Below are 25,494 nucleotides of genomic sequence, written 5' to 3' on the forward strand. Positions count from 1 at the left end.
CCTACCTCCCGCTTTGCGGGAGGATTCCTTAAAACCAGCATTTACAAAAAGACATTGAATCGGCAATTTTGCAATAAAAAAGGTGGGTTATCCTCCAATAGGGTAACCCACCTTTTTTATTGTAACTTCTAACAGCAATTTATTAACTAGCTGCTCTTACTTTAATCACCAGCTTTTTCACAACCTTATTTCCACCAGGCGTAATATTGGGTCTATGCGCCTCACCGGGAAAAAAGATAATGAACGTGCCGCCAGGTATTACATAGAATTTTCCGGGCGCCGTATAATTGGCTACGTCTTTTGTTTCGTCATAAGGGCGGGTGGTGGAAGTTACTTCTGCCACGGGCCATTTACCCATTTTCTCTTCACCTACCAACACACATTGTACATCAATGTACTTGCGATGCGATTCCCAATTGGTTTTATCAAAATCCTTGCTGGGGTCTTCCGTTACAGAGGCAAAAACATTGTCGCCATCGATGGGATATTTTCCTTTAGCTATTGTTTGCAGGTTCTGCTCTTTCAAAAAAGCAAATGCTTTGTCCCAATATGTTTTATTAATGCGGTACTGACGGGCAAACTCTTCTTTATTGATTGATTTATGCGGCTTCAGCGGCGCGCCATTCAACCATTCTTTTTTCTTGAACCATTTTTCTGCTTTCTTCTTTGTAATCACTGTATCTGCTCCTGTTTGGGCATTTACAAAAACAACTGAAAAGGCAACTAATAAGAAAGACAAAAGGAATCCTTTTTTCATACGCGGAGAAATTATATAGGTGTAAATATAAGCAAATGTGCCACCCTGCTGAACAGGATGGCACATTTTAATAAGCAGACCTGTAAGAGCTTGTCCGCCTGTGGCGGATGCATCATTTGAGCTTGAAAACGTATTAGGTGTATTTGACAGGTCTGAGCCTGACTTGACCTATCAGGACCGCTCACACCCACTGACTGTTCAAGCTCAGATGGCGAACCTTACAGGTCAACATAAATTACAACCCACTGGCGCCAGCACCGGTAAATCGTTTGTCAGCCACGGCTCCCTTTACTTGCAGTTTTATTACTGTGGCAATTTTATCAGGTGCCTGTTCAGGCAGCGTAATTACCAGCCCATCCTTTGAAGCAGTGGTGGCCAGCTTTTTACCACCAGCCAATAAAATTGCCGATGTAACGGGTTGGGATAATCCCGGCACAGTCAGTTTTTTGTCGGCAGGCCAGTCAAATACGCTCAGGTATAATGTAGTATTCCCGTTCTGCTCTTTCTTGGTACAACGTCCCCAGGTCAAAGCAGGTAAAGGACTTGCTTTGGTACCATAAATAGCTTCGCCATTTACTTTCATCCAGGCGCCCACTTCTTTCAGCCGACTGATACTTTCATCGGGGAAGGTTCCATCGGCCTTGGGACCGACATTCAATAAATAATTGCCGCCTTTGGAGGCTATGTCTAACAGATTCCTGATAATGGTTTCTGTATTCTTCCAGTTGTGGTCATCCTTTTTGAAACCCCAGGTGCCGTTCATGGTCATGCAGGTTTCCCAATCTTTACCATCCAGCTCGCTTTCCTTGGGAATTCTTTGCTCTGGAGTTTTATAATCACCCGGAAAGTTGGGGCGTTTTAACCGGTCGTTGGTGATGATATTGGGTTGTAACGCCAATGTTGCATTTAATTTCTCCGCAAACTCATCGGTCATACCGGTAGGGGTATCCCACCACAACACCGCCACATCGCCATAATTGGTCAGCAATTCCTTTACCTGTGGAACTGCTACTTCATCGATGTACTGTGCCATGGTTTTGGTGGTTTGTGCGGGGTCCCAATGGCCTTCATGTGCTTTAGTATATTCGTCTATTTTGGAGGAATCAGGATTGGCCCAGCCTTCACTGGTGGCCTTGCGGGCAGCTGCGCCACCCGGGTTATTCCAGTCTTGCGCCTGTGAATAATAGAAGCCCAGTTTAATGCCATATTTACGACAGGCCTCCGCCAATGGTTTCAACAGGTCTTTGCCATAAGGCGTGGCATCCACCATATTCCACTTGCTGGCGTTTGATTTAAACAAAGCAAACCCATCGTGGTGTTTGGCGGTGATCACCATGTATTTCATCCCTGCCTCTTTGGCCATTTTCACCCAGGCGTCGGCATCATATTTAACCGGATCGAACTGTTTGGCAAATTCCTGGTAATCGGCCACCGGAATTTTTCCCCGGTTCATGATCCATTCGCCAATGCGGTTAATGGCCTGACCGTTGTAATACCCTGCCGGCACAGCATATACCCCCCAGTGAATAAACATGCCGAAACGGGCTTCGCGCCACCATTCCATGCGTTTGTCGCGCGACTCCTTTGCAGCTGTTTGCGCAAATGAAGTATGCAACAAACAACAAAACAACACCCATGCAGCAACTACTTTTTTCATATAGGCTTCTTTTTATGTGCAACTAACGAAATATTACACTCGTTACTTTACTATGAATCTACCAGGTATTCACTTATTTTACCATAAATGTATGAAGTACGAAGACTCCAAATTTTGAGATTTCCTACCTCTTACTTCTTACCTCCTACCTCCTTCCTCCTACTTCTTACTTCCTATTTCTTCATTCCCTCCTTTGATCTTATCAGCGCCTCCAGGTAATAATAATCGGCATAGTTCAGCGGCACATCCACTTCGCTATTGGCAGGTTTGGAACCAGTGCTATGCAACAGAATAAAACCTTTGTTCTCGCCTATGGGTGAACGATAATGATTGGTCAGGTTTTGCAGAATGGTATTGGCTACCGTGAGGTATTCTTTTTTATTCTTGCTGTATTCAGCCAACTCGAACAAACCGGAGGCAATCACTGCTGCTGCGGATGCATCGCGTGGTTCGTTGGGGATACCAGGCGCATTAAAATCCCAGTAAGGGATTTTATCAGCAGGCAAATTCGGATGGTTAAAAATGAATTTGGCTACGTTTTCTGCCTGACGCAGATAAGCCACATTTTTTGTTTCGCGGTAACACATAGTATAACCATATAATGCCCAGGCCTGTCCACGTGCCCAGGCGCTTTCGTCGGCATAGCCCTGGTGCGTATTTCTTTTTACCACCTTGCCGGTTACGGTATCATAATCCACTACGTGATACGAACTGTAATCCGGGCGGAAATGATTTTTCATAGTGGTGTTGGCGTGGCTCACCGCTATTTTATAAAACGATGAATCACCGGAAAGCCGGGTTGCAGCAAACAACAATTCGAGGTTCATCATATTGTCGATGATCACGGGATAGCCCCATTGCTCTTTGTGGTGGTCCCATGAACGAATGCAACCTACTTTCGGGTTAAAGCGGGTTGATAATGTTTTGGCCGATTGAATGATCACGTCTTTGTAGGCAGCGTTTTTTGTATACTTGTAACCGGTGCCATAACTGCAGTATATTTTAAAACCCATGTCATGGGTACCGCCATTGAATTTTTCCTTTTCTTCCCGTGCAGTAAACTCTTCTGCTTTTGCTTTCCACTCTGATCTATGGGAGGCTCTATACAACATCCATAATTCACCGGCAAAAAAACCACTGGTCCAGTCTTTGGCAGGCACGAGTTTCAATTTTCCATTCTCCAGGGTACGCGGCGATACCAGGTCGGTATTGTTTCCTCTTTCCTCGGCAATACTGGCAAGCATTACCTCGGTTTGTTTATAGGCATCTACAAATACAGTCGGCACGTTTACCTTTTGCGCCTGTGACAGTAATCCTACAGCCAACAATGCAACTGTTCCACCAAGTTTTTTATACATTCTTATGGGTTTTCTATGTGTTATTTATCAATATCATTCCGCCAACTTCCGGAGTTGACCTGTCAGGTTCACTTGAACCCACTGCCTGGGCCAACTCAAATGATGAACCTTACAGGTCACCGCCTACCATGGCTTTATTTAGCCAATAATTGTAATTCCAACAACTTCATCAATTCGCCCTTTTCTATAGAAACAGGTTTAATGATCAGTTCATGAGTACCGGCAGGCAATTCAATGGTATCCATATTTTCCATTGTAAACACTTTTGTATCGGGCCCGCTGCCGGTTATTTTTATTTCCTTTGAATGACTGCCGGTTTGTAATACAAAAGACCCGCCATTTCCTTCTCCAGCAAGATATTTCATATTTATGGTAAACGTAACCGGTTTTGTGGTGCGGAAGGTCCAGCTCAACCATTGGGTATTCGACTTCCAGTTCTGCACATAATATTTACCGGTCTTGCCATCACCATACCCCAGTTTTTCACCATGTAATTGCGCATCAAATGCCAGCAACTGTTGCTCGGGGATATTGGCTGAAAATACCCGGACAGGATCTGTTTTTAATGGAGCTGTTAACTCAATAGCTATTACCGTGTTCAGGGTATCGGGCATTTTTGCCGGCAGATCGATCACCACATCGTTTGCATTTACCCGGTTTGCGGTCAATGCTTTTTTACTGGCAAGCAGCCGCACCTTACCGAAAGCACTCTGTAACCCGCCTACGTATAACTTATTATCCGCTGGCCAGTTGAATACATGCAAATAAAGGGCATTGCCTTTTAATGTAGAGACACCCCAGCTTTGCAGGGGCAATGGACTGGCCACTGTACCATAAACACTCTCGCCATTCTTCTCCATCCACGCGCCAATACCTTTTAAAATAGTCAGGTCTTTGCTATCGAAGGCACCATCGCCTTTCGGACCAATATTCATTAACAGATTGCCGCCGCGAGAAGCAGCCTTGGCCAGCAGGTGCACAAAGGCGCCAACCGGTTTATGGCTGTTATCGTACTTATGATAGCCGTACGATTCATTTGTTGTAGGTATGGCTTCCCAATCTCCTGTTACCGGGAAAAACTCCAGGGGTCGATCAGCTGTGTTTTTATAATCACCGAAGCTCACTTCGGCACTTCTTGCCAACCGGCCATTTACTACCACATGGGTATCTACTTCGCGAATTGCCTTTAAGATGCGGATGTTTTCTGACAAGGGTAATTTAGAAGGCGTATCGAACCACAAGATATCAGGATGATATTTTACCAGCAGCTCTTTTATTTGCGGGATCGCTTTTTCATTTACATATTTCTGAGCCTTGGGCAACAACTCCGGATGCACGTTAAACCAGTTTGTACCGCCATATAACCCTTTATCGCCACCGGGGTTACTATACTCCCAATCATTGCCCGGTGCATCGGGATGCTCCCAGTCGAACGCATGCGAATAATAAAACCCAAATTTGATCCCATATTTATGACAGGCTGCAGACAACTCAATCATGGGATCGCGTTTAAACGGAGTTTGTTGTACAATGTTAAAATCAGACACCTTTGTATCGAACATGGCAAACCCATCGTGGTGTTTGGAAGTGATGATCATATACTTCATACCGGCTTCCTTTGCATGCCGCGCCCAGGCATCAGCATTGAATAATATGGGGTTGAACTGATGCGCCAATGCCAGGTAATCGGCCCTGGTGATCTTTTCTTTGCGCATCAGGTGTTCGGCATAGCCATCTACTTTTTTCCCTTTCCACTCGCCACCGGGCAATGAATAAACACCCCAGTGTATGAACATCCCAAAACGTGCCTGTTGCCACCAGGTTATACGTTCATCATGATTTTTCATGGAGGCAGTCCACCAACCGCTTACCGCTTCATCAATTGCTTGCTGATCGCGCTCCCGGCCACGATTGAACATCTCCTTATCTTCATCTCCCTGAGAAAAAGTTTGTAATGAAATGAAGAAGCATATTAGTAGAGTTAGTTTACGTTTCATTTTTGAGTTTCTTAGTTTGTTAGTTATTTAGTTTTTGAGTTATTAGGTTCTTTTATCTTTTTGTCCTCGCGCAAACTCACAACTAAAGAACTTAATAACTCAATAACTTTAAACCCTATAACCAGATCAACGGATGACGTACAGGTAAATTTCTAATTACTTCTTCCACCTCCGATGAATGGTCGAGTTTTTTCCAGGTACTGAACCAATCCTTATTACCATAGGCATTGGCGCCGAACAGTAAGAATGGTTGGGCAACCGGCCAGTTGTCCCAATACATTACATCCGGTTGTTTAGGCCATTTGCTTTTATCGGCAATAAAGGGATACAGGTATTCCACCCCTTTGCGGATATTGCGGCCATCGGGTGTGCTGTAGTTCCACAAATTATCTACTTTGGTAGAAAGGAGCTGACAGATGGTGGTCATAGCATCCAGGTTAAAGATCGAATAACCATATGGTTTTGTTCTGCGCAGTTCCTGGGGAAAACTGCCATCAGCAGCCATTTGATTGGGCAGCAATACGGTCTTATACCGGTCGCGGCAAAACTGCATCAGCTTTTCATTATGGGTGAACCTGGCAAATGCAGCAGTTTGCATTACCCAACAGGTGCCATGATTATTGGTGGCATTCATTTCATCTTTGCCATATTGATGGGTAGTTAACCATTGCAGATATTGTTCAAACCAGCGTCTGATAGCCTCCAGCAATTGATGGTCCATCCCTTTGGCATTTTCCATCACTTCCAATCCCAGTACTACTTCCATCAGCTGAATGGTATCAATGATGCCAATTCCTCTTCCGGTGAAACGGCCTTTGATGGCTTGTGCATATTGCAGGTTTGGATTCATCATAGTAGCCGTATCTACAAACCAGGCTTTGCAATGTTGTAATGCCTGTTTTACATATTTATCATCATGGGTCAGCTCATAAGCAGCAGCCAATGCCCCAACGATCTGGCTTAACCGGATCATAGCCTGCCGATGCGCTACAAAATTATCGGGGTTGCTCATGCCGTCGCGTTGCACATAGGGGCTGTCGGGCGACTGCGGATTAGGCCACCAGTAATCTCCTTCTGAAAAAAAGTCGTGTTTACCACCGGCACTTCTTGGTGATGCATGCGCGGTTACAGTAACAGATTGTTGCTGTATAGCCCATCCTGCCTGCGTCAGTATTTGCTTGCGCAAGGTTTTCATTACTTCCGCTTTGTAATCGTCTTTCTTATCTGTTGCCGGCTTCGCCTGCGGCAAGCCTTCGGCGGCCAAAGGCCGCCACTGGATATTTGCTATGGCGATGAACAGGGCCCAACAGATGATTATTCTTTTATAGATCATAATTAGTTTTTTAAATCGGCAGTCGTGAAACGACAAACGTCTTTAATGCAACCTCGCGTCAATATTCAACCTCGTCAACTTTTCGGCGAAACCCACCCCTACCTCTCCGGTGGAGGGGATAAATACAGCCTCGCGGATCAACCTGTCAACCTATTAACTCTATCACCCCTATTAACTATATCAACTCTATCAACTCCCCTCACTTCGTCATAAACTCAAATACCACACTGCCAATCGTATTCGGCTTTCCTTTTACCGGGGCAGCAATAGATCCGCGCCACTTTCCTGCCTTATCTTTCTCTACCTTAATTTCACGCCAGCTGAAATCGCCTCTTTCATAATTGTACGTTTCGCCATCATCATCGTACAACATATAGGAAGCGGGCTTCTCGCCATAAAAACGAACGGTAAGATCAACTTTTTCGCCAGCAGCTGGTGCATGTAACATCGGTTTCATCATGGGAATGATGGCGCCATCTTTTACGTATACCGGTATTTTATCCAGCCCCGGGGTAACAGTTATCACTTCGCCATCGCCGGCAAAAGCGCCGGTATAGAAATCGTACCACCTGCCTTTGGGCAATATTACCTTTCGTGTTTTTTGACCTGCGAACAAGGGCGCTACCAGCAAATAATCACCTGCCATGTACTGGTCCTTGATCTCTTTTGATACAGCTTCGGCATATGGATTGTCTTCCAGGTTGGCACTGCCATTTTCTTTCTTTGTTTCGGGCACAAAACCTTCCTCGAGATTCATAGCCCTGAAGGGCGGGATGCCCTGAAAATGATACCGTGCAAATGCCGTATACCAGTAAGGCATCATTTGCATCCGTAATAAAGCCAGTTGTTTTATGGGTTCAGCCACCTCTTCATACGACCAGGGTTTAGTACCACTGGCCCAGGCATTGATCATGGCCATGGGCGAAAACACTACTGTTTGAAAACGACGCAGCCACTCTTCCGATGACTTTGATGCTCTTGCTTCCGGCGTCCACAATACTCCGGCAAATCCGCTATTGATAAGAGCGGTGATAAAATCCTCGTGATTATAATAATCGTTGTAAATAACATAAGGGAAGGAAGCACCACCGGCATTGGAACCACGGACGAGGCCAAAAGTCCGTTTATTCTGTTGGTGATAAAGTTCCGCACTATATCGTTGCACCAGCAGACCAAAGGTCTGGCGCATTTGTTCGGCTGTTATCCCAGAGGGGAAAGTAGCCACATCGGGCCACAGGTAATGATCGTAGCCATCTACTTCATCTATTTTATAGCCACTCACGCCTATATTGACCTGGTTGTTCTTTAACTGATCAAAAAATAAGGCACGGGCTTGCGGTGTAATAAGATCGGGTACCAGTCCATTCCAAACGGTGTGTGAACCGCTGTAGGGAACAATGGCTTTATAAAAAGGCGCATCGGGCGACACATAAGGGTTCGTCCAGAGGTTGACGCGGATATTTTCTTTTAACAGGTCCTGCACAAAACCAGCCGGATTGGGATACCGCGTACTGTCCCATGAAAAGGTACAGGGATAACTTTTGCTTTGCCATCCGGGTTCTAACCCAATAAAATCAAGCGGAAAACCTTTTTCTCTAAATGCTGCCACTTCTTTCTTTACTTCATCAGCCGTGTATAAAGTTTTTACGCGTTGGGTAAATCCCAATCCCCAACGGGGTGGTAAACAACCACCACCATTAAACAGGTTGAAGCGGCGTACCGCATCCAACGGGGTGGGTCCACCGAATACATATACTTCTACTCCGGCAGCTGGCACCAGTATTTCCACTGCATCTGAATACGGACGGGCACTCCAGCTTTTATCGGTATTGCGGTCTTTGGCAACTGGTGCATTTTTACTGTCTTTTCGCACCGCTGTTCCAGCATAAATATTTAAATACCGGGCAGAGTTGATAAATACGCCATACCCTTTTGAAGAAACATAAAAAGGCGATGGCGCATGCGTTCTGCCATTGTCCTTTCCGCCATAATGATCAACATGCAATTGCAAGATCTTTCCCCGTTGATGAACCGTTTGAAAGTTCAAGCCAAAACCATACAGCTGTTCTTCTTTTTGCAAAGGGAACCGCAGATAGGTTTTGCCATCGACAACTTTTATGGTAATATCTGTTTGCGCTAATGGAAATGTTGTTTGCGTTATGGCTGACAATCCCTCTTTATTGGGTGTAGCGCCCGATGCTTTTAACAGATCATAATTTTCGGGCACACCTGCTACTGCCTTCCATACGCCGGGAGCGGTTTCTGTCCAGGTTAGCTGGGAGAAGGCGAGGGTGAACTCGAATAGAAGTGCAATAACTAATACTAATCGCTTTGCTTTATACATATGGCTTGTTGTATCGTGAATGGCTTTCGTGAATCGGCAATCGGCAATCGGCAATTTTGGCCTCGCGAATCGTGAAACGTGAAAGGTGAAACGGTGAAATAAAACCAGGGCATCTCACTGCGTTCGATGCAGGTCCTTCGCTTCGCTCAGGAATACACTGTTCAGACTAATAATTATCTTGCGTCGCCGAAAACGCTTCCTACTTCCTTCGGTCGCCGAAGCCTTGGCGTAGGTGACCTACTTCCTTTATCAACATTATCAACCCTATCACCTTCTTCCCTACTACTCAACCGGTACCACCGTATACATCCTCCCCTTCTTAGTAACAAAATCAATACTATACCGCTCCGACACTTTAAGTTCCGTCAGCTTTGCCTGTCCCTTTTCATAAGGTGGTTGCCCATAAGAAGTGGTCAGCACATTAGCATTGCTGCCAGTTGCTTTCTTCGCCGTTACTTCCAATACTTTAATGGGATATGGCGCACTGATACGACAAGGTCCGCCAAGTACTGAAATAACTGAAGCCTTCAACAATTTTCCTTCCTTCCAATCAATGGCAACGGTAAAATTTCCACGGGCTTTAATGCCTTTTATGGAACCGTTCTTCCACGCATCGGGTAAAGCCGGTAATAAGGCGACGTCTCCATTATGACTTTGCAACAAGAGCTCTGTGATGCCGGCAGTAGCGCCAAAGTTGCCGTCTATCTGAAACGGCGGATGCGCATCGAATAAATTGGGATAGGTACCGCCGCCACTCATGGCATCTCTTTTAAACCTTGGATCGATATACGTAAAGGCATCGCTTAATATTTTATAGGCATGGTTTCCGTCCTGCAAACGCGCCCACCAGTTTATTTTCCAGGCCATAGACCAGCCGGTACTTACATCCCCCCTAAAGATCAGCGATTGCTTGGCGGCGGCTGCCAGGTCAGGCGTGGTGGTTGGATTGATCTGACTACCCGGATACAATCCAAACAAATGCGATAAATGACGATGTTTATCATTAGGATCATCCCAGTCTTTGTTCCATTCCTGCAGCTGCCCATACTGGCCTATGTGAAAGGGATATAATTTTTCTTTTGCTTTTATTACCTGCTCACAAAATGCTGCATCTGTTTTTAGAATGTCCCCTGATTTGATAACCGCCGTAAACAATTCGCGGATGATACTCATGTCCATTGTAGTGGCCATTCCTACCTGGTATTCCTTGCCCTTTATCTTCATGGTGTTTTCGGGCGAAGTAGATGGATTGGTAACCAGTGATCCATTTGCGGGATCGGTTATTAACCAGTGCAGCATAAACTGTGCAGCGCCTTTCATCAAGGGCCAGGCATTTTTTAGAAAGGTCTTATCACCGGTATATAAGTAATGTTCCCAAAGATGCGTACTTAACCAGGCGCCTGCCATTGGCCAGCAACTCCAGCGGGGCATTCCCTTAGGGTCCCAATCAAAACCACCGGGTGGCGAGGTTTTTGCCCATACATCAGAGTTATGGTGCACTACCCAGCCTTCGGAAATATTGTAATTCACTTTGGCTGTTTGTGCTCCGTTAACAGCCAGCTCTTTCATGAAATCGAATAAGGGCTGGTGACACTCTGATAAATTGGTATTCTCTGCCAGCCAGTAATTCATCTCGGTATTGATATTGGTAGTATAGTTACTGCCCCAGGGTGGTTGAACATGTTCATTCCAGATGCCTTGCAAATTAGCCGGGCGGGAACCCGGTCTTGAACTTGAAATCAACAGGTAGCGGCCAAATTGATAGTATAATACCTGTAACTGCTGGTCTGTGGGGTTTGATGCATATTGTTGCAACCGTTCATCGGTTGGTAATTTTGCAGCGCCGTTGCCGGCCAGTTTAAATTCAACCCGATTGAATAAAGACTGGTAATCGCGAATATGCGTTCCTTTTAGTTGTTCATATGACAATGCAATCGCTTTTTTCAGATTGGCCTTTGCTTCAACAGCAGGATCTTTCCCATCCAACCCAGGTGATCTGTTAAACCCGTTAAAGCTGGTAGCTTCTGACAAATAAATAGTAACAGCGTCGGCATCGATTACTTCCAGTCCATCATCGTGCTGTTTAACGCTCCCACCCTCCAGCCTGACTTTCACATGCACTTCAAAGTTCATGCCTTCGCCATTCGCCGAATCATACACCACCTGTTGCGGTTCGTAATCGCGGTTGGCTACAAATTTGGGCGCTTTGCCCTGTAGTACCAGGTAATCGGCGGCAACGGGTTTGACCTTATACTTTAACAGGCTTGATAAATTAAGAAATCCGTAAATCCTTCCTTTTTTATCGGCGGTGATCCGCATCACCAGCACTTTGGCCGGATAACTGATAAACGTTTCCCGCTGATAATTTACGCTATCTTCTGTATATCGAACAGTAGCCACCGCATTGTTCAAATCCAGATCGCGATAATATGTTTTCGGTATCCGCGGTATTATATCACCAGACCGCAATGATCGCCAAACCAAATTAGCCAATGGCAAATAACGGGCAGAATAAGGGCCCTGCATTTTTTTCCATAAGGCAGCTGCCTTTTCATAATCCCCTTCGAACACGGCTTGTTGTACCTGGGGCAAAATTATTGGGCCATTGGGATTATTGCCCGCTTCGGGATAACCTGACCACAAGGTATTATCGTTTAATTGCAACACCTCATTTAAACCACCCCATACCATTGCCCCTGTTTTACCATTTCCCAACGGCAACGCTTCTTCCCAAACCTCTGCAGGTTTATTGTACCATAACTTTAAACCAGCATCACTGTTTGGCTGCGCATACAACGAAGCGTTAATAAGGAAACAGAATATCGTTAGTTTATTTTTCATATGTTTTATCTAGTGAGACCTATAAGGTCCATCATTTGAGCTTGAACAAGCATTAGTCTCAATTGGACCCCGCAAAGCGGGGCAGGCTCTGACAGGTCTTGTTCTACTCACTATAAGCGCGACCTGTCAGGATCGCATTAACTGTCCGCGGGTTCAGCACCCAGTGGCGAACCTTACAGCTCTTTAAATACAGTCTTTAATCCTTCGCTCCTGGCGCCCATCACTGATTTGCCGCCATTGGTTTGTACGCGAATAATGGCGCGGCCATTGTATGCCTGAACCAATCGTGAACCGCTTGATGTTCCCTGGTTATCGATCAGCTTACCATCACCAGCCAGGCTAAACCTGATCCAGTTGGCAGCATCCAAACAAAGCATACCTCTATTGTCTAACACCTTTACCTGCATGGTAGCTATACCGTTTGTTTCGCTGATCTTTTCCAGCATCAGTCCGGCGGGTTTGCCCCATTTCTCTGTTTGGTATTGGAATTGGATTGAATCGCTTACTGCAACTTTACCAGTACGGGCAATTACCCTTATTTCCTGCGCACCGCCTTTTAACGGCACGTTCCAACGCAAACCGGCTGCAGGAAAATCCTGACTGCTGCGTTTCTTTACGCCATAACTTTTTCCATTTACAAACAACTCTGCTTCGGCGCAATTGGAATATACTTTTATCATTTTCTCTTCGTCCTCATTGCCCCAACGTACCGGCCAGCTGTGTCCATAAATATGTACCATTGGCTGGGTGGTCCAATAAGATTGAAATACGTAGTAAGCCTCTTTTTTTGTAAGATCACGTTCCACCACGCCTTTCTGGTTCATGTAAGGAATGGGATTATCAGGGCGAACGGGGGTTGAGAAATCCTTGAAAGGCCATTGTGCTGTACCTGTTAACCAGGGCATATTCTCCTGTTCTTTTAAATGCCAGTCAACCAGGTTACACAGGTAGGTCTCGCTCCAGTCGCCATCTTTCGAAACGCGGGCTGCACCGCCATAAAGGCTTGCATCACCAGCGCGCTCATCGGCGCCACCACCGGTTTTAACTGTCTGCAATGCTTTATCAGGACTTTCGGAATGACGGCCGGCATGACTATCGCCGCCCCACTCCACATGCAAAAAGTGATTTACTTTTTTAAACTCTTCTTCACTGGCCTGTTTGTATTCGGTAAACAAACCACGGTACCAGCCCGCCCATATAGAAGGAGAATATACATCAACGATATCTTTACAAAAATCACAACGACGAATGGCGGTTTTACGGGAGACATCCAAATGGTGCGACAGATCATTCAATTCTTTCATAAAGCTTCTGATCTGTTCTTTATCAAATTCAGGCTGATCGCCGGGCCAGTCGTTCTCATTGCCCAATCCCCAGATGATAACCGCTGCATGGTTGTAATGTTGTTCAACCATATTGGTGAGCATCCGGCGCGCCTGTTCTTTATACACGGGTCCACCCAGGCCACCACGGCACCAGGGAATTTCTTCCCAAACCAGAATACCTAAACTATCGCAAAGATTTAAAATAATGCGTGATTGCTGGTAATGCCCCAGGCGTATAAAGTTCACGCCCATCTCTTTCATCATGATCATTTCCAGGCGCATCATCTCTTCCGTCATAGCGGCTGCAACGCCGGCATGGTCTTCATGGCGGTGTGTTCCCCGTAATAACAGTCGTTGTCCATTCAACATAAACGGCCCATGATCAACAAACTCAAAATTGCGGAAACCTATTTTCTCTTTCTGTACAAAGCTTCCCTCTGCAGTAGTGACCGTTGCTTCCACAGTATACAACAACGGCTTTTGCGGCGACCACAATTGAGGAGCTTTTACAGCAAAATCAGTCAGATGAAGATCTCCGGATAAAGAGGTAAGCGCTATGTCTTTTTGTTGTACTTGTTTTCCGTTGGGATCAATGAGTTTTACAGAAACAGCTGCATTCCCGGTGGAAGTGGGGAAAAAGCGCGAGTTCACTGTTACAGTCCCAGCCTTGCCGGCTTTATCGGTTTCCGCTTTTGCAAATAATTTATCAATAGCTATAGATGGGGTATAAACCAGGTTCAGGTAGCGGTAAATGCCGCCATAAACATTAAAATCCGATAGATCCGAGGGGATCATTTCAAGGTCTCTGGAATTATCTGATTTTATGGCAATGGGAATTTTACCCTTGAACTGGCTTTGAAATACGCTCATTTTTTTAAAGGCAGCCACTGCATCGGTAATATCTACCGACCATTCATCGTACCCACCGGTGTGCGACCCTACTTTGGTAGTATATACATATACATCTGTTTTCTGGCCGGCACCTTCAAAAAAAAGCAGGGTACGGCCATTGCTGTATGGATTATTGATGTCGAGTTGGGTCCTGTACCAGGCGGAGCCCTGGTAATAATTTACATCGGGGTCAACGGCATCCCCGGCATTTACACAATGCGGCAATTGCACAGGCTGCCATAGGGGTACGCTTTCAGGATTACCTTTTCCTACGGGCCGCACTATTTCCCAAATGCCACCTACATCCTGTTTTAAAAATTCCCAATTACCTGTTAACCGGGTCAACTGCTGAGCACGGGCTGATGCACTTACCATCAGCAATAAAAACAACCATCTGAGTTTTTGCATTATTAAGCTACAGTTTATGGACTTCCAGGCCCCTTCCCGGCCTCCGGGTAGATAGCCTGGTGAAATATCAATGAAAGACCCGTGAAAGATAAGTAAGAACATCACTCCAATTCTCAGATTGTACGGAATCGTTTCCGGGTTGCATGTGATCCGTTAAAACTTAAAAATCTGGCCCGGAACTTTTGATAGTCCAGGGCCAGCATTGCAATTTTTAAAACAGTTCAAACTATCCTTATTCCACCGGTACGGTGGTGGTCAGAAAACGGTCAATAACATGTATGGTCCCATTTGTGGCCAACAGGCTGCTGGTACGAACATTGATCACATTATTCAATACAATGGGATAATCGGATGTATTGGAGGGTGACGAATTAAGCACCTTTATTTTCATGGCAGAGTTATCATTAGGGGTAAACGTACTTCTGGTTACTCCGGCTGGCATAGCGGAAAGACTTCCTGCGGGCGCCTGTGTATTCACCGCAACATTGTCAATGCCCGGCAAGGTATAGTGATCATACACGCCATCTAACAACAGGTACAACAAATAATTCTTTACAAAATCCTTTGGGTAGTCGCTCCATTTGGTAGCAGCTTTTCCATTGACCAGGTTAGCACCAAAAAAGCAATCCGGTTGTACCACGTTTTTATCCAATCTTCTGATGGCATCGTTGTGCAACAGGATAAACGTTTTGCCGGTTTGAGCATAAATATTCATGTCGATCCCGGCATACTGAATGCCCTGCAGCATCAACCGGAAGATGGTATCGGAAGGCGCTGCCACCCCATTTGCCCGGTCGTTCAGGTATTCCTGGGCTGTTTTGTTGAGATGCGGATCGAGCGTATGCGGTTCCTTTTTGTAATCGGTTTGCGCCTTATAACATCCCACCAGTGAAAGGGAGGCAACTATACCAATAGCAACGATCAGTTTATTTATAATGCGGTTCATATAATACAATTAGTTGTAAGGTAAATTTTGTTCAATAGTTCTGTTATTCTCAATCACCTGGCGGTGAATGGGCCATACCAGTTTTCTCTGATCATCGCCAAACCCAACGGCCGGCGCGCCATATCGCTGCTGGCGTATGGTCAGTACCGGATCCATTATTTTCTTAACATGATCGGTACGTACCAGATCGAACCACCTTTTTCCTTCGGCAAACAATTCCAGTTGCCGTTCTTTTAATATGGTATCCTCCAGGTCACTTTCGGTAGCAACCGCCGGGTCTGTTATGAGATAAGCTGTTAAACCTGCGCGTACCCGGATAAAGTTCAGGTACTTCAGCGCATTGGTCCTGTCACCGGTTTTATTCAATGCCTCTGCATACGACAAGTAAATATCCCCAAGCCTGTACATAGTGAGGTAAACATTGTAACTTCTTGCATCAGGTGCCCCGCTTCCTGTTGGGAAAGCATTGCCAGTGATAGTGTAATATTTTACCACCTTATCTACGTGACCTGTGCCAGTCAGCGTATCATATGATTTGCTCACCCGGATATCAGCGGTGGTTGTTTTCCAATTGGTGTGTAAAACTGAATCTACCCGAATCGGATTATTACTGTTAGCAATTGATATTGGCAAACAGGCGCATTCATTTTGAAGCTGGTCCCAATGGATGCTCCAGATTGCTTCATTGGTGGTGGTAGGGTTGATGAATAAATTCTTCCAGGTAGCAGCGGGCTCCAGGCTTGCCCCAGTAGTGCCGGTAAATACGGTCCCCAACGAACCCTTGGCTGCAAATACATTTTTAATCCACGTAATGGCAGCCGCATAGTCTTTTTTCCACATATACACATCGGCCAGCATAGCGGCAATAGCGCCTTCGCCAATATTCCAGACAATAGGCTTTTGATTTTTCTGAATGAGCGTGTAGGCCTTTTGTAAATCGGGAATAATGAGCTCATTGATGATCTTATCTTTCGATTCCCTTGGCACATGCGCATCTTCCGTAATGCTTTCGTAGGGTTCTGTTCTGATCACGGCATCACCCCAAACGCGCACAATATAAAAATAACATATGGCACGCATGGCATAACATTGCGCCAGGTTGTTGTCGCGAATAAGATTGGTTACATTAAGATCATATTTCTGTACCTCAGGTATTTGTTTGATACAAAGATTGGCCCTGTTAATAGTCCGGTATAAACCAGACCAGTCAGCCGTGGTGTTACCAGAAGTGAGCTGGTTTAATGACAGCTCGGTAATAATTGAATTGGCATATTGCGACCGGTCGAAGTTGTCGCTACGGCCTTCGCCCCAATAAAAATAATTACCGTTACCAGATCCATCGCCTGTCATTTCATCCTGAAAAGAGGCATACATACCGGTTACAGCGGCGTTGATATCTTTAAGCTTAGTAAAGTAGTTTTCAACAGGTACCTGAGAAAGGGGTTCTTCGTTTAAAAACTTTTTACAACCACCTGCTATTATAAGAATACTTAAACTTAGTAGTATATGGGCTGTGCGTTTCATTGTTGCAAAAATTGAGCAGTTAAAAATTAAAGTTCACACCAATTCCTATTTCCTTTCTTTTGGGGTATTTACCGCCGTCTTCACCGATGTTCAAACCGGAAGCGCTGAATTCAGGATCGTACCAGCTATAATCGGTAAAGGTGAGCAGGTTACTGCCATAAACATAGACCGACCCGCCCCTCAGAGTAGACAGCTTTTTTAACTTATTGCCCAATGCATAAGTCAACCTTAAACTTGACAACCTGATAAATGAACCGTTCTCTATATACAAACTGTTGTAACCATTGCTGACGCTGCCGCGGGTGTCTTTGCGTGCGAATAAAGGATATTTGGAGATATCACCCGCCTGATGCCATGAATACAAGGCCGCATCCCACACTGGTGGTGAATAGGTAGAGGAGTTGGCATTCTGGTCATTCCGAACCTTGTTATAAATATCATTGCCAACTGATCCGTTCACGAGTACATTCAGGGTAAAGTTTTTATACGTAAAGGTGTTGGAGATCCCAAAGAAGTAATCCGGTAATGCGTTCCCTGCTATTACTTTATCCTGTTCGTCGATGATGCCATCATTATTTACATCGCGCCATTCCGTGTCGCCCCCTTCCAGCTTAAATCCATTGCGGTATTTGCTGTATACGGTACCAGTATAAGATTCTCCATTAAGCGCATAAGTGCCATCGGGTGTTCCGTTTGGCCCCAGCACAGGTGTTAGTTTTGTGCCATCCTTTGCATACGCGTTTGATTCGTTCCATTGGTATACGCCCTCATTTTGCCACACATAAAAATCTCCCAGGCGGCCGCCTTCCTGTATGAGCCATTTGTTACCTGAAATAAATGAAGTGTGGTTGGCGAGCTCTTTAATACGAGCATCCTGGAAGGCAACATTTCCCATCAGGTTCCAGGAAAAGTTTTTAGCACTTACTACCGTACCACTCAATGTAAACTCCAATCCTTTATTTTGAATACTTCCCAGGTTTACCGTTACGCCATCTAAACCGGTTTCACTTGGCAGCTTGCTTGTATATAATAATTTGTTGGTGTTTTTTGTATAATAGTCTACAGTAAGGTTTAAGCGGCCTTTCAGGAAAGAAAGGTCCAATCCCCAATTCGAAGAGGTAGTTCCTTCCCATTTTATGTCTGGGTTACCCAGTACAACACTTGGTGCGGCAGCACTGGCGCCATTGTAATATTCCTGACCAAAGTTCACTACTGTATAGGAGGCATAATCGCCAATGGCATCATTACCGGCCTGTCCTATGCTATACCGGAATTTTCCATCCGTTAACACGCCTCTTGTCCAGCCCATGAAATCTTCATCAGTAAACCGCCAGGCGGCTGATCCCGAAAAGAAGTTACCCCATTTGTTATTGTTCCCAAACCGTGAAGAACCATCGCGCCGCCAGGTACCCTGCAAGATGTATTTTCCCTGGTAGCTATAGCCCAGCCGGCTAAAAACCGACACATCCGAATGCGCAGTGGCAGTGGTACCGGTACCGTCCAGCACAATGCCGCCTGCATTGGAGGTCAAAATTGATTCACTGAGATAGTTCTTCATTTTAATACTATACATATCTCTTCTCTTCCTGTCGGAACTAAAGCCTAACAACGCGGTGAAGCTGTGATCGGTGCCTATTGTCTTTTTGTAGTTCAGGTAATTCTGGAATTCCCAGTACACCTGTTTGTTAATGCTGTTACTTCCGGTGGCATCACCGGTCCCACCCGATGTCAGGATGCTGGGCGTCAGCTGCCGGTTGGTCTCATTGTCGAGCTGCGCATTGAACTGGCTGGTGAATTTCAAACCGGAAATGATATCGTAATTCAATTGTGTATTGATCTGAGCGGTGTAATTGTTATCCAGATCGGTATTATACATGGCATAAGCCACGGGGTTACGTTTCGATTCCACATACCCCGCCAACTGACCATCGGGGCGATAAATGCTCGTCCATGGATTGCGTTCAAACACCTGTCTTGCCGATGTGCCTACCGGGATCTGATTACCCGTTTGCCAGGCAAAGGCAAAGGTGTTGCTGATAGATAGTTTGGAGGTTGGCTGGTAGGTGACGTTAAATTTCGACTGTACTCTTTTTATCCAGCTGTTAACCACTATAGATTTATCATCTGTATAATTAATACCGCCGTAGTACAAAAAGCCTTTCTGGCCGCCACCTATACTGAGCGAAGCAACCTGTTTATTGGCAGTTCTGAAAAGCAGGTCCTGGTAATCGTTATCGGCATTGAGGTAAGGGTTCACCGAATCAACATTTACCCCGTTATTACCATCACCCCGCATTTTGCGGTAGTAGCGCAATTCATCGGCGCTGGTGGTGCGCAGCTTATGCGCCAACTTTCCAACCAGGTAGTAATAATTTACATTTATTGTTGGCTTGCCTTCTTTCCCCTTCTTTGTAGTAATTAATATTACGCCATTGGCGCCCCGGGCCCCATAAATGGCAGTAGAAGAAACGTCTTTCAGCACTTCGATGTTCTCAATATCGGCAGGGTTTACAAAATTGCCATTTTCACTGATGATCCCGTCAATAACATACAACGGGCCAATTCCCGACGCATTGATGGTGGAAGCGCCGCGGACCTGTATGGTGCCCTGTCCGGCCGGGTCGCCATTGTCGTTGGTGACCAATACCCCGGCAGCCTGCCCCTGTAAGGCATCAAAAAGTGTTACAGGTTGTCTTTGCTCAATTTGTTTGGCACTAACAGAAGAGATAGCGCCAGTAAGGTCTCTTTTCTTTACCGTTCCGCCATAACCAATGACCACTACCTCATTCATGTCGTTGGAAGCCTGCGCCAGGGTAATATTGATGTTGGTTCTGCTTCCCACCAACTGTTCAAAATTCAAATAACTGATCAGTGAAAATACCAGCATCGTTTGCTGACCGGGCACATTCAGTGAAAAGGCGCCTTTGTCATCGGTAAACGTTCCATTGTTTGTACCTTTTACCGTAACACTTACCCCACTCAGAGGGGCGCCTTTTTCATCCTTCACCACTCCGGTAACCTTTGTGGTTTGAGCGTGGACAGAAAACAGGAAAACACATTGAAATAATAGCAATAGCAGGCTTAAGCGGCCGGGGGGCAATACCGCTTTAAAAGAAATAGCTTTCTTTTCCATACAGCAGTTAGTTTTTTACATTTCATACCATTGTCGGGTACAGCATGAAACGTCGTCAGATTTACAATAGAGTTAATAGGTGCAACTACTGCAAGTAAAGAAGTATTCGGGTTGCTGAATTTTGCTAAATTGACAATATGGTAAGCTATATTAACATCTGTTCGCCTTTGCATAGAAACCCCTAATACGATCTTTCCCAGTCTTATTTAATTAATGAAAAGCTGTCATGTATGGCTCCTTTTTATTCCTGGACCTATGTTTTTCTGGCAGTTACATCATTTTTTCCCGGGCATAATTTTTTATGCAATCTTTATAAACTCCGGTTATGGCAAAAGCTAAAACTTCAAAAACAAAACGCTCTTCTGATGATGAGCTGAACGATACAGCATCCAACCAGGACCAAACCCAGGCAAAGGATGGATCTGCCAGCAAAAGAAGGAAAGAACAGCTGGCTCAGGATGATTCCTACATTGAAATTCCAGATATATCGGATATTCCCGGTCAGGAGAATATTGTAAATGCAGGCGTTCCCGGTGCCATGAAAGACACCACCGCCTCTTCAGATGATGAGGAAGGCATTCGCAATGGAAAGGATATGTTTAAAGACGATGACGACGACGAAGTAAAGATCGTAATGGGCACGGAAGCCGATGTAACGGAAGAAGACCTGGAAATGTTGGGCGACCCTGACCAGGACCAGGATATGAATGAAGATGAATTTATTGATAAAGAAGGATTGGACAATACCGATTTTGATGGCGACCCTTTAAATGAAGCCGCCGTTAGCGAAGTCAGCAGTGGCGACGACCTGGATGTTCCCGAAGAGCCAGACGAGGACCCCAAGAAAACAGAGGATGACGAAGAAAATGATTATTACAGTCTGGGCGGCCCCGATAACGATGCCCTCATGGAAGGAAGAAGGGATGATGACTAAGTTGTAAAGCCATTTTTATAATTTGTTAATACAGGTGAATCATACACCAATCGGTGCATGGTTCACCTGTGTGTTTATTTGCACCTTTGCCTGTAAATCACCAGGCATTATGAAGTATTCCCTCTTGTTATTATTAAGTCTGTTGTCGTTGCCAGCCTTTTCTCAAACTACTTCCCCTATTGTTATTCAAACAAAAAACGCCAGCCTGGTATTTACCATTGGGAAAAATCACCGGGTGTACCAAAGCTACCTGGGTTCGCGCCTGGCTAACACGGAATACGGGAAATTATCAGGCGGACAGGAAGCTTATTTAACCGCCGGAATGGAAAACCTGTTTGAACCCGCCATACGCGTGGTACATGCCGACGGCAATCCCTCCCTTGAATTAACCTATGCCACGCATACCACCACGCAAAAAGATAATGTGACCACCACCCGCATTGTGTTGAAGGATTCTGTGTATCCGGTGGAAGTGGTATTGCAATACACGGCTTATTATAATGAAGATGTTATTACTACCAGCGCCACCATTCAACATCATGAAAAAAAGCCGGTGCGGCTTACCCATTATGCTTCCACTATGTTGCATTTTAATGCCGATGCTTATTGGTTAACGCAATTTCATGGTGAGTGGGCCCGGGAGGCTCAGCTGGTAGAAGAAAAATTAACCAATGGCATAAAGAATATCGAAAGTAAACTGGGCGCCCGTGCTAACTATTATCAAACGCCTGCTTTTTTCCTTTCACTTAACAACCCCGCTACCGAAACCAGCGGGGAACTGATTGCCGGCACCCTTGGTTGGACTGGCAACTTTCAATTCACCTTTGAAGTAGATCAACGCAACCAATTGAGGGTACGCCCGGGAATTAATCCCTATGCATCGGATTACACATTGAAACCCGGGGAACTATTCACAACCCCCGATTTTATCTTTACTTATAGCAACCAGGGTAAAGGGCAAGCCAGCCGCAACCTGCATCGCTGGGCGCGCAACTACGCCGTGCTGGATGGGAATGCTCCCCGCCTTACTTTATTGAATAACTGGGAAGCCACCTATTTCAATTTCAATGAGGATAAACTCATCGAGCTGTTCGATGGCGCCAAACAGCTGGGCGTAGATCTGTTTCTACTGGATGATGGCTGGTTTGGCAATGCCTTCCCCCGGAATGATGATAAAGCCGGCCTTGGAGACTGGCAGGAAAATAAAGCCAAACTACCGAATGGAATTGGTCGCCTGGTAAGCGAAGCAGATAAGAAGGGAATTAAATTTGGTATTTGGCTGGAACCGGAAATGGTAAATCCTAAAAGCGAACTGTACCAAAAACACCCTGATTGGATCTTAAAGCTTCCCAACCGGGCTGAAAACCTGTCGCGTAATCAATTGGTGCTCGATCTTACCAATCCTGCCGTACAGAATTTTGTTTTTGGCATCGTAGACAGCCTGCTCAGCAAAAACCCCGGCGTTGCGTATATCAAGTGGGATTGTAATCGCCCCATGTCGAATACGTACTCTCCATATTTAAAAGAAAACCAGTCACATTTATTTATTGAATACACTCGTAGTTTTTATAAAGTGTTAGACCGAATTAGGGCTAAATACCCGCACCTGCCCATTATGTTATGTTCCGGTGGCGGCGGTCGTACCGATTATGGGGCCCTGAAATACTTCACTGAATTCTGGCCCAGTGATAATACTGATGGGTTGGAACGGGTGTTTATTCAATGGGGATATTCATATTTCTTTCCGGCCAATACTATTGCGGCCCATATAACCAGCATGGGTAAAGGACAATCGCTTAAATTCAGGACAGATGTGGCCATGTCGGGCAAATTGGGTTACGATATTCGCGTCAATGAAATGACACCGCAGGAATTACAGTTCAGCCAGGAGGCGGTAAAAAATTATAAGCGTATGAGTGAGGTGATCTGGTATGGCGACCTGTATCGCCTCATTTCTCCCTATGAAGAAAACCGCTCGGTATTGATGTATGTAAACGACAAAAAAAGCAAGGCGGTTCTTTTCAATTACAACTTAGCCACCCGACGCAAAGACCTTTTCACCAAAGTGCAATTGCAGGGTCTGGATCCTAAAAAGAATTACCGCTTTCGTGAAACCAATCTGTTTCCGGGAACCAAGGCTACCAACCCCGACAATGATAAAGTATTTACCGGCGAATACCTGATGACAATTGGCTTGAACCTAACTTCGGGCAGGGTTTTACCGTTAACAAGTAATATATTTGAGATCACTGAAGAGTGACTGGGATAGTGAGATGTTGAAAACATTTGAAAACGTAAACGGTCCTATGAAAAAAATAATATCAATACTGGGTAGCTTTCTTTTCTTTTTTGCCATTTCTTCAGCACAAACACCAGACGTACTTTTAATGGATGCCAACAAGCTGGCAACAATAAAGAAAAAGATACAACAACAGGATGCGCCTACCCTTCAACTTCTTAACGAATTAAGAAAACAGGCTGATGAATTATTGACCATAAAGCTGGTTTCGGTAACGGATAAAGCTTTTACTCCGGCCAGCGGTGACAAGCACGATTATATGAGCCAGGCGCCTTATTTCTGGTACGACAGCTCTAAACCCAATGGCTTACCTTATATGCGAAAAGACGGGGTACGCAATCCTGAGATCAATAAAATAACAGACCATCGCAACCTGAGTGAACTCGACAATGCGTGCAGAACTTTGTCGCTCACCTGGTATTTAACCGGGGAAGAAAAGTATGCAGCCAAAACAAGGGCGTTATTGCATTACTGGTTTTTATTTGATGCATCAAAAATGAATCCCAACCTCAACTATGCGCAGGCCATTCCCGGCATTACCAATGGGCGAGGCATAGGCATAATTGAAACCATTGCATTAACGGGCATTGCCGATGCTATTGGATTATTGCAAAGTTATAAACCGTTCGCTGAAACAGAGAATAAACCAATACATCAGTGGTATACAGCCTATTTAAACTGGATGTTGACCAGCAAAAATGGAAATGAAGAGCATGCTGCGAAAAACAATCACGGCACCTGGTTTTACGCGCAGGCGATCGATTTCGCTTTATTCACGGGCAATAAAGCCAAAGCAATAGAACTGGTTGAGGAAAGCAAAAAAAGATTGGATTCTCAAATTGATGCTACTGGTAAAATGCAGCTGGAACTTGACCGAACCAATGGACTGGGTTATAGTACGTTTAACCTGCAGGCCTGGTTCAGGGTAGCCACACTGGCCCAATACGCCGGCATTAACTTATGGCAATATGTAAACCAACAGGGAGCTACCCTCCGTACCGCGCTTGACTGGCTACTTCCTTATGCGCTTGGTCAAAAAGCCTGGACCTACCAGCAAATTGGCGAATACAATAAGAACAATATTTATTCACTGTTATTACAGGCTGCAGCTGTTTATAAAGATCCACAATACACTAAGCAGGCCAGCCAGGTACAATCAGACAAGGGAGTGGTGGAGAAGTTGTTGTATAGGTGATGCGGTACCAAAAATGAAATAAACAGAACATCTAATTAATTTAAAAGTCCTGATTTACCATCGGGGCTTTTTTTATTCCTTACCCCAACTCTTATACGGCTTCTTTGCCAAATTCGAATTAGAATACTTCTTCTCACTTGTCACTTCTTTGCCAACCCAATCAGGCAGAGAAAAAGCTTCATCTTCTGACTCCAATTCTATCTCCGCAACCATCAGCCCTTCATTATCGCCTAAAAATTCATCTACCTCCCACAACTTGTTATCGTGGTGAATGAAGTATCTTATTTTACTGACTACTGTATCACAAAATCCATCGAGCAACTGCTGGGCTTCATATACGGGAATAGGGTATTCAAATTCCTGACGGGAGGCGCCTACGGTCAACCCCTTTATAGTTAAGAATGCTTCTTTATCAGTAAGTCTAACACGGATCGTTTTCTCCGGGTCAGAAACCATATATCCCTGCCGGTAAAGTGATTGTTTTTCTTTAGTTACCTGGTCCCATTTTTCTTTATCAACCAGGAATTTTCTTTCTATCTCGATACCCATAAT

15 protein-coding genes are annotated in these 25,494 nt (G+C 45.1%); 3 read left to right on the forward strand and 12 right to left on the reverse strand.

The genetic code is table 11. The features are described from left to right. Positions 1–142: 142 nt before the first annotated feature. The 11 genes from J7I42_RS01150 to J7I42_RS01200 all read right to left on the reverse strand — a co-directional run bounded on the left by J7I42_RS01150 (position 143) and on the right by J7I42_RS01200 (position 20,514). Positions 143–757: a YhcH/YjgK/YiaL family protein gene (locus J7I42_RS01150; RefSeq protein WP_209136933.1), complete on the reverse strand. Its 615-nt coding sequence runs from the start codon at positions 755–757 to the stop codon at positions 143–145. Positions 758–992: 235 nt separating this feature from the next. Next, positions 993–2,414 carry an alpha-L-fucosidase gene (locus tag J7I42_RS01155; RefSeq protein WP_209136934.1) on the reverse strand — a complete coding sequence of 474 codons (1,422 nt, stop codon included), beginning with the start codon at positions 2,412–2,414 and terminating at the stop codon, positions 993–995. 173 nt (positions 2,415–2,587) lie between these two features. Further along, entirely contained in the window at positions 2,588–3,772 is a 1,185-nt protein-coding gene (locus J7I42_RS01160) for a glycoside hydrolase family 88 protein (RefSeq protein ID WP_209136935.1), read from the reverse strand. A 134-nt stretch (positions 3,773–3,906) separates the two neighbouring features. Continuing rightward, complete coding sequence (locus J7I42_RS01165; protein ID WP_209136936.1) at positions 3,907–5,769, reverse strand: alpha-L-fucosidase; 1,863 nt, start codon at positions 5,767–5,769, stop codon at positions 3,907–3,909. Positions 5,770–5,884: 115 nt separating this feature from the next. Continuing rightward, positions 5,885–7,102, reverse strand: a complete 1,218-nt coding sequence (locus J7I42_RS01170; protein ID WP_209136937.1) for an alginate lyase family protein — start codon at positions 7,100–7,102, stop codon at positions 5,885–5,887. A 199-nt stretch (positions 7,103–7,301) separates the two neighbouring features. Continuing rightward, positions 7,302–9,446, reverse strand: a complete 2,145-nt coding sequence (locus tag J7I42_RS01175; protein WP_209136938.1) for a glycoside hydrolase family 31 protein — start codon at positions 9,444–9,446, stop codon at positions 7,302–7,304. 282 nt (positions 9,447–9,728) lie between these two features. Beyond that, positions 9,729–12,287, reverse strand: a complete 2,559-nt coding sequence (locus tag J7I42_RS01180) for a glycoside hydrolase family 95 protein (RefSeq protein ID WP_209136939.1) — start codon at positions 12,285–12,287, stop codon at positions 9,729–9,731. A 173-nt stretch (positions 12,288–12,460) separates the two neighbouring features. Continuing rightward, positions 12,461–14,911, reverse strand: a complete 2,451-nt coding sequence (locus J7I42_RS01185) for a glycoside hydrolase family 2 TIM barrel-domain containing protein (RefSeq protein ID WP_236065375.1) — start codon at positions 14,909–14,911, stop codon at positions 12,461–12,463. Positions 14,912–15,143: 232 nt separating this feature from the next. Then, entirely contained in the window at positions 15,144–15,857 is a 714-nt protein-coding gene (locus tag J7I42_RS01190) for a hypothetical protein (RefSeq protein ID WP_209136940.1), read from the reverse strand. A 9-nt stretch (positions 15,858–15,866) separates the two neighbouring features. Continuing rightward, positions 15,867–17,381 carry a RagB/SusD family nutrient uptake outer membrane protein gene (locus J7I42_RS01195; RefSeq protein ID WP_209136941.1) on the reverse strand — a complete coding sequence of 505 codons (1,515 nt, stop codon included), beginning with the start codon at positions 17,379–17,381 and terminating at the stop codon, positions 15,867–15,869. A gap of 19 nt (positions 17,382–17,400) precedes the next feature. Further along, entirely contained in the window at positions 17,401–20,514 is a 3,114-nt protein-coding gene (locus J7I42_RS01200) for a SusC/RagA family TonB-linked outer membrane protein (protein WP_209136942.1), read from the reverse strand. Between the two features lie 325 nt (positions 20,515–20,839). On the opposite strand from J7I42_RS01200, the gene J7I42_RS01205 reads away from it, so the two are divergent. The 3 genes from J7I42_RS01205 (at position 20,840) to J7I42_RS01215 (ending at position 24,942) form a co-directional block, all read left to right on the forward strand. Beyond that, positions 20,840–21,448 (forward strand): hypothetical protein, encoded by a 609-nt coding sequence (locus J7I42_RS01205; protein WP_209136943.1) that lies wholly within the window; start codon positions 20,840–20,842, stop codon positions 21,446–21,448. A gap of 109 nt (positions 21,449–21,557) precedes the next feature. Then, a complete protein-coding gene (locus J7I42_RS01210; RefSeq protein WP_209136944.1) occupies positions 21,558–23,708 on the forward strand; it encodes an alpha-galactosidase in 2,151 nt (716 codons plus the stop codon). 46 nt (positions 23,709–23,754) lie between these two features. Further along, positions 23,755–24,942 (forward strand): alginate lyase family protein, encoded by a 1,188-nt coding sequence (locus tag J7I42_RS01215; protein ID WP_209136945.1) that lies wholly within the window; start codon positions 23,755–23,757, stop codon positions 24,940–24,942. Positions 24,943–25,014: 72 nt separating this feature from the next. On the opposite strand, the gene J7I42_RS01220 is transcribed toward J7I42_RS01215, so the two are convergent. Next, entirely contained in the window at positions 25,015–25,491 is a 477-nt protein-coding gene (locus J7I42_RS01220) for a CYTH domain-containing protein (RefSeq protein WP_209136946.1), read from the reverse strand. Between the last annotated feature and the right edge of the window lie 3 nt (positions 25,492–25,494).

Origin of the sequence: Niastella soli (assembly GCF_017742245.1) — a bacterium.
Lineage (GTDB): Bacteria > Bacteroidota > Bacteroidia > Chitinophagales > Chitinophagaceae > Niastella > Niastella soli.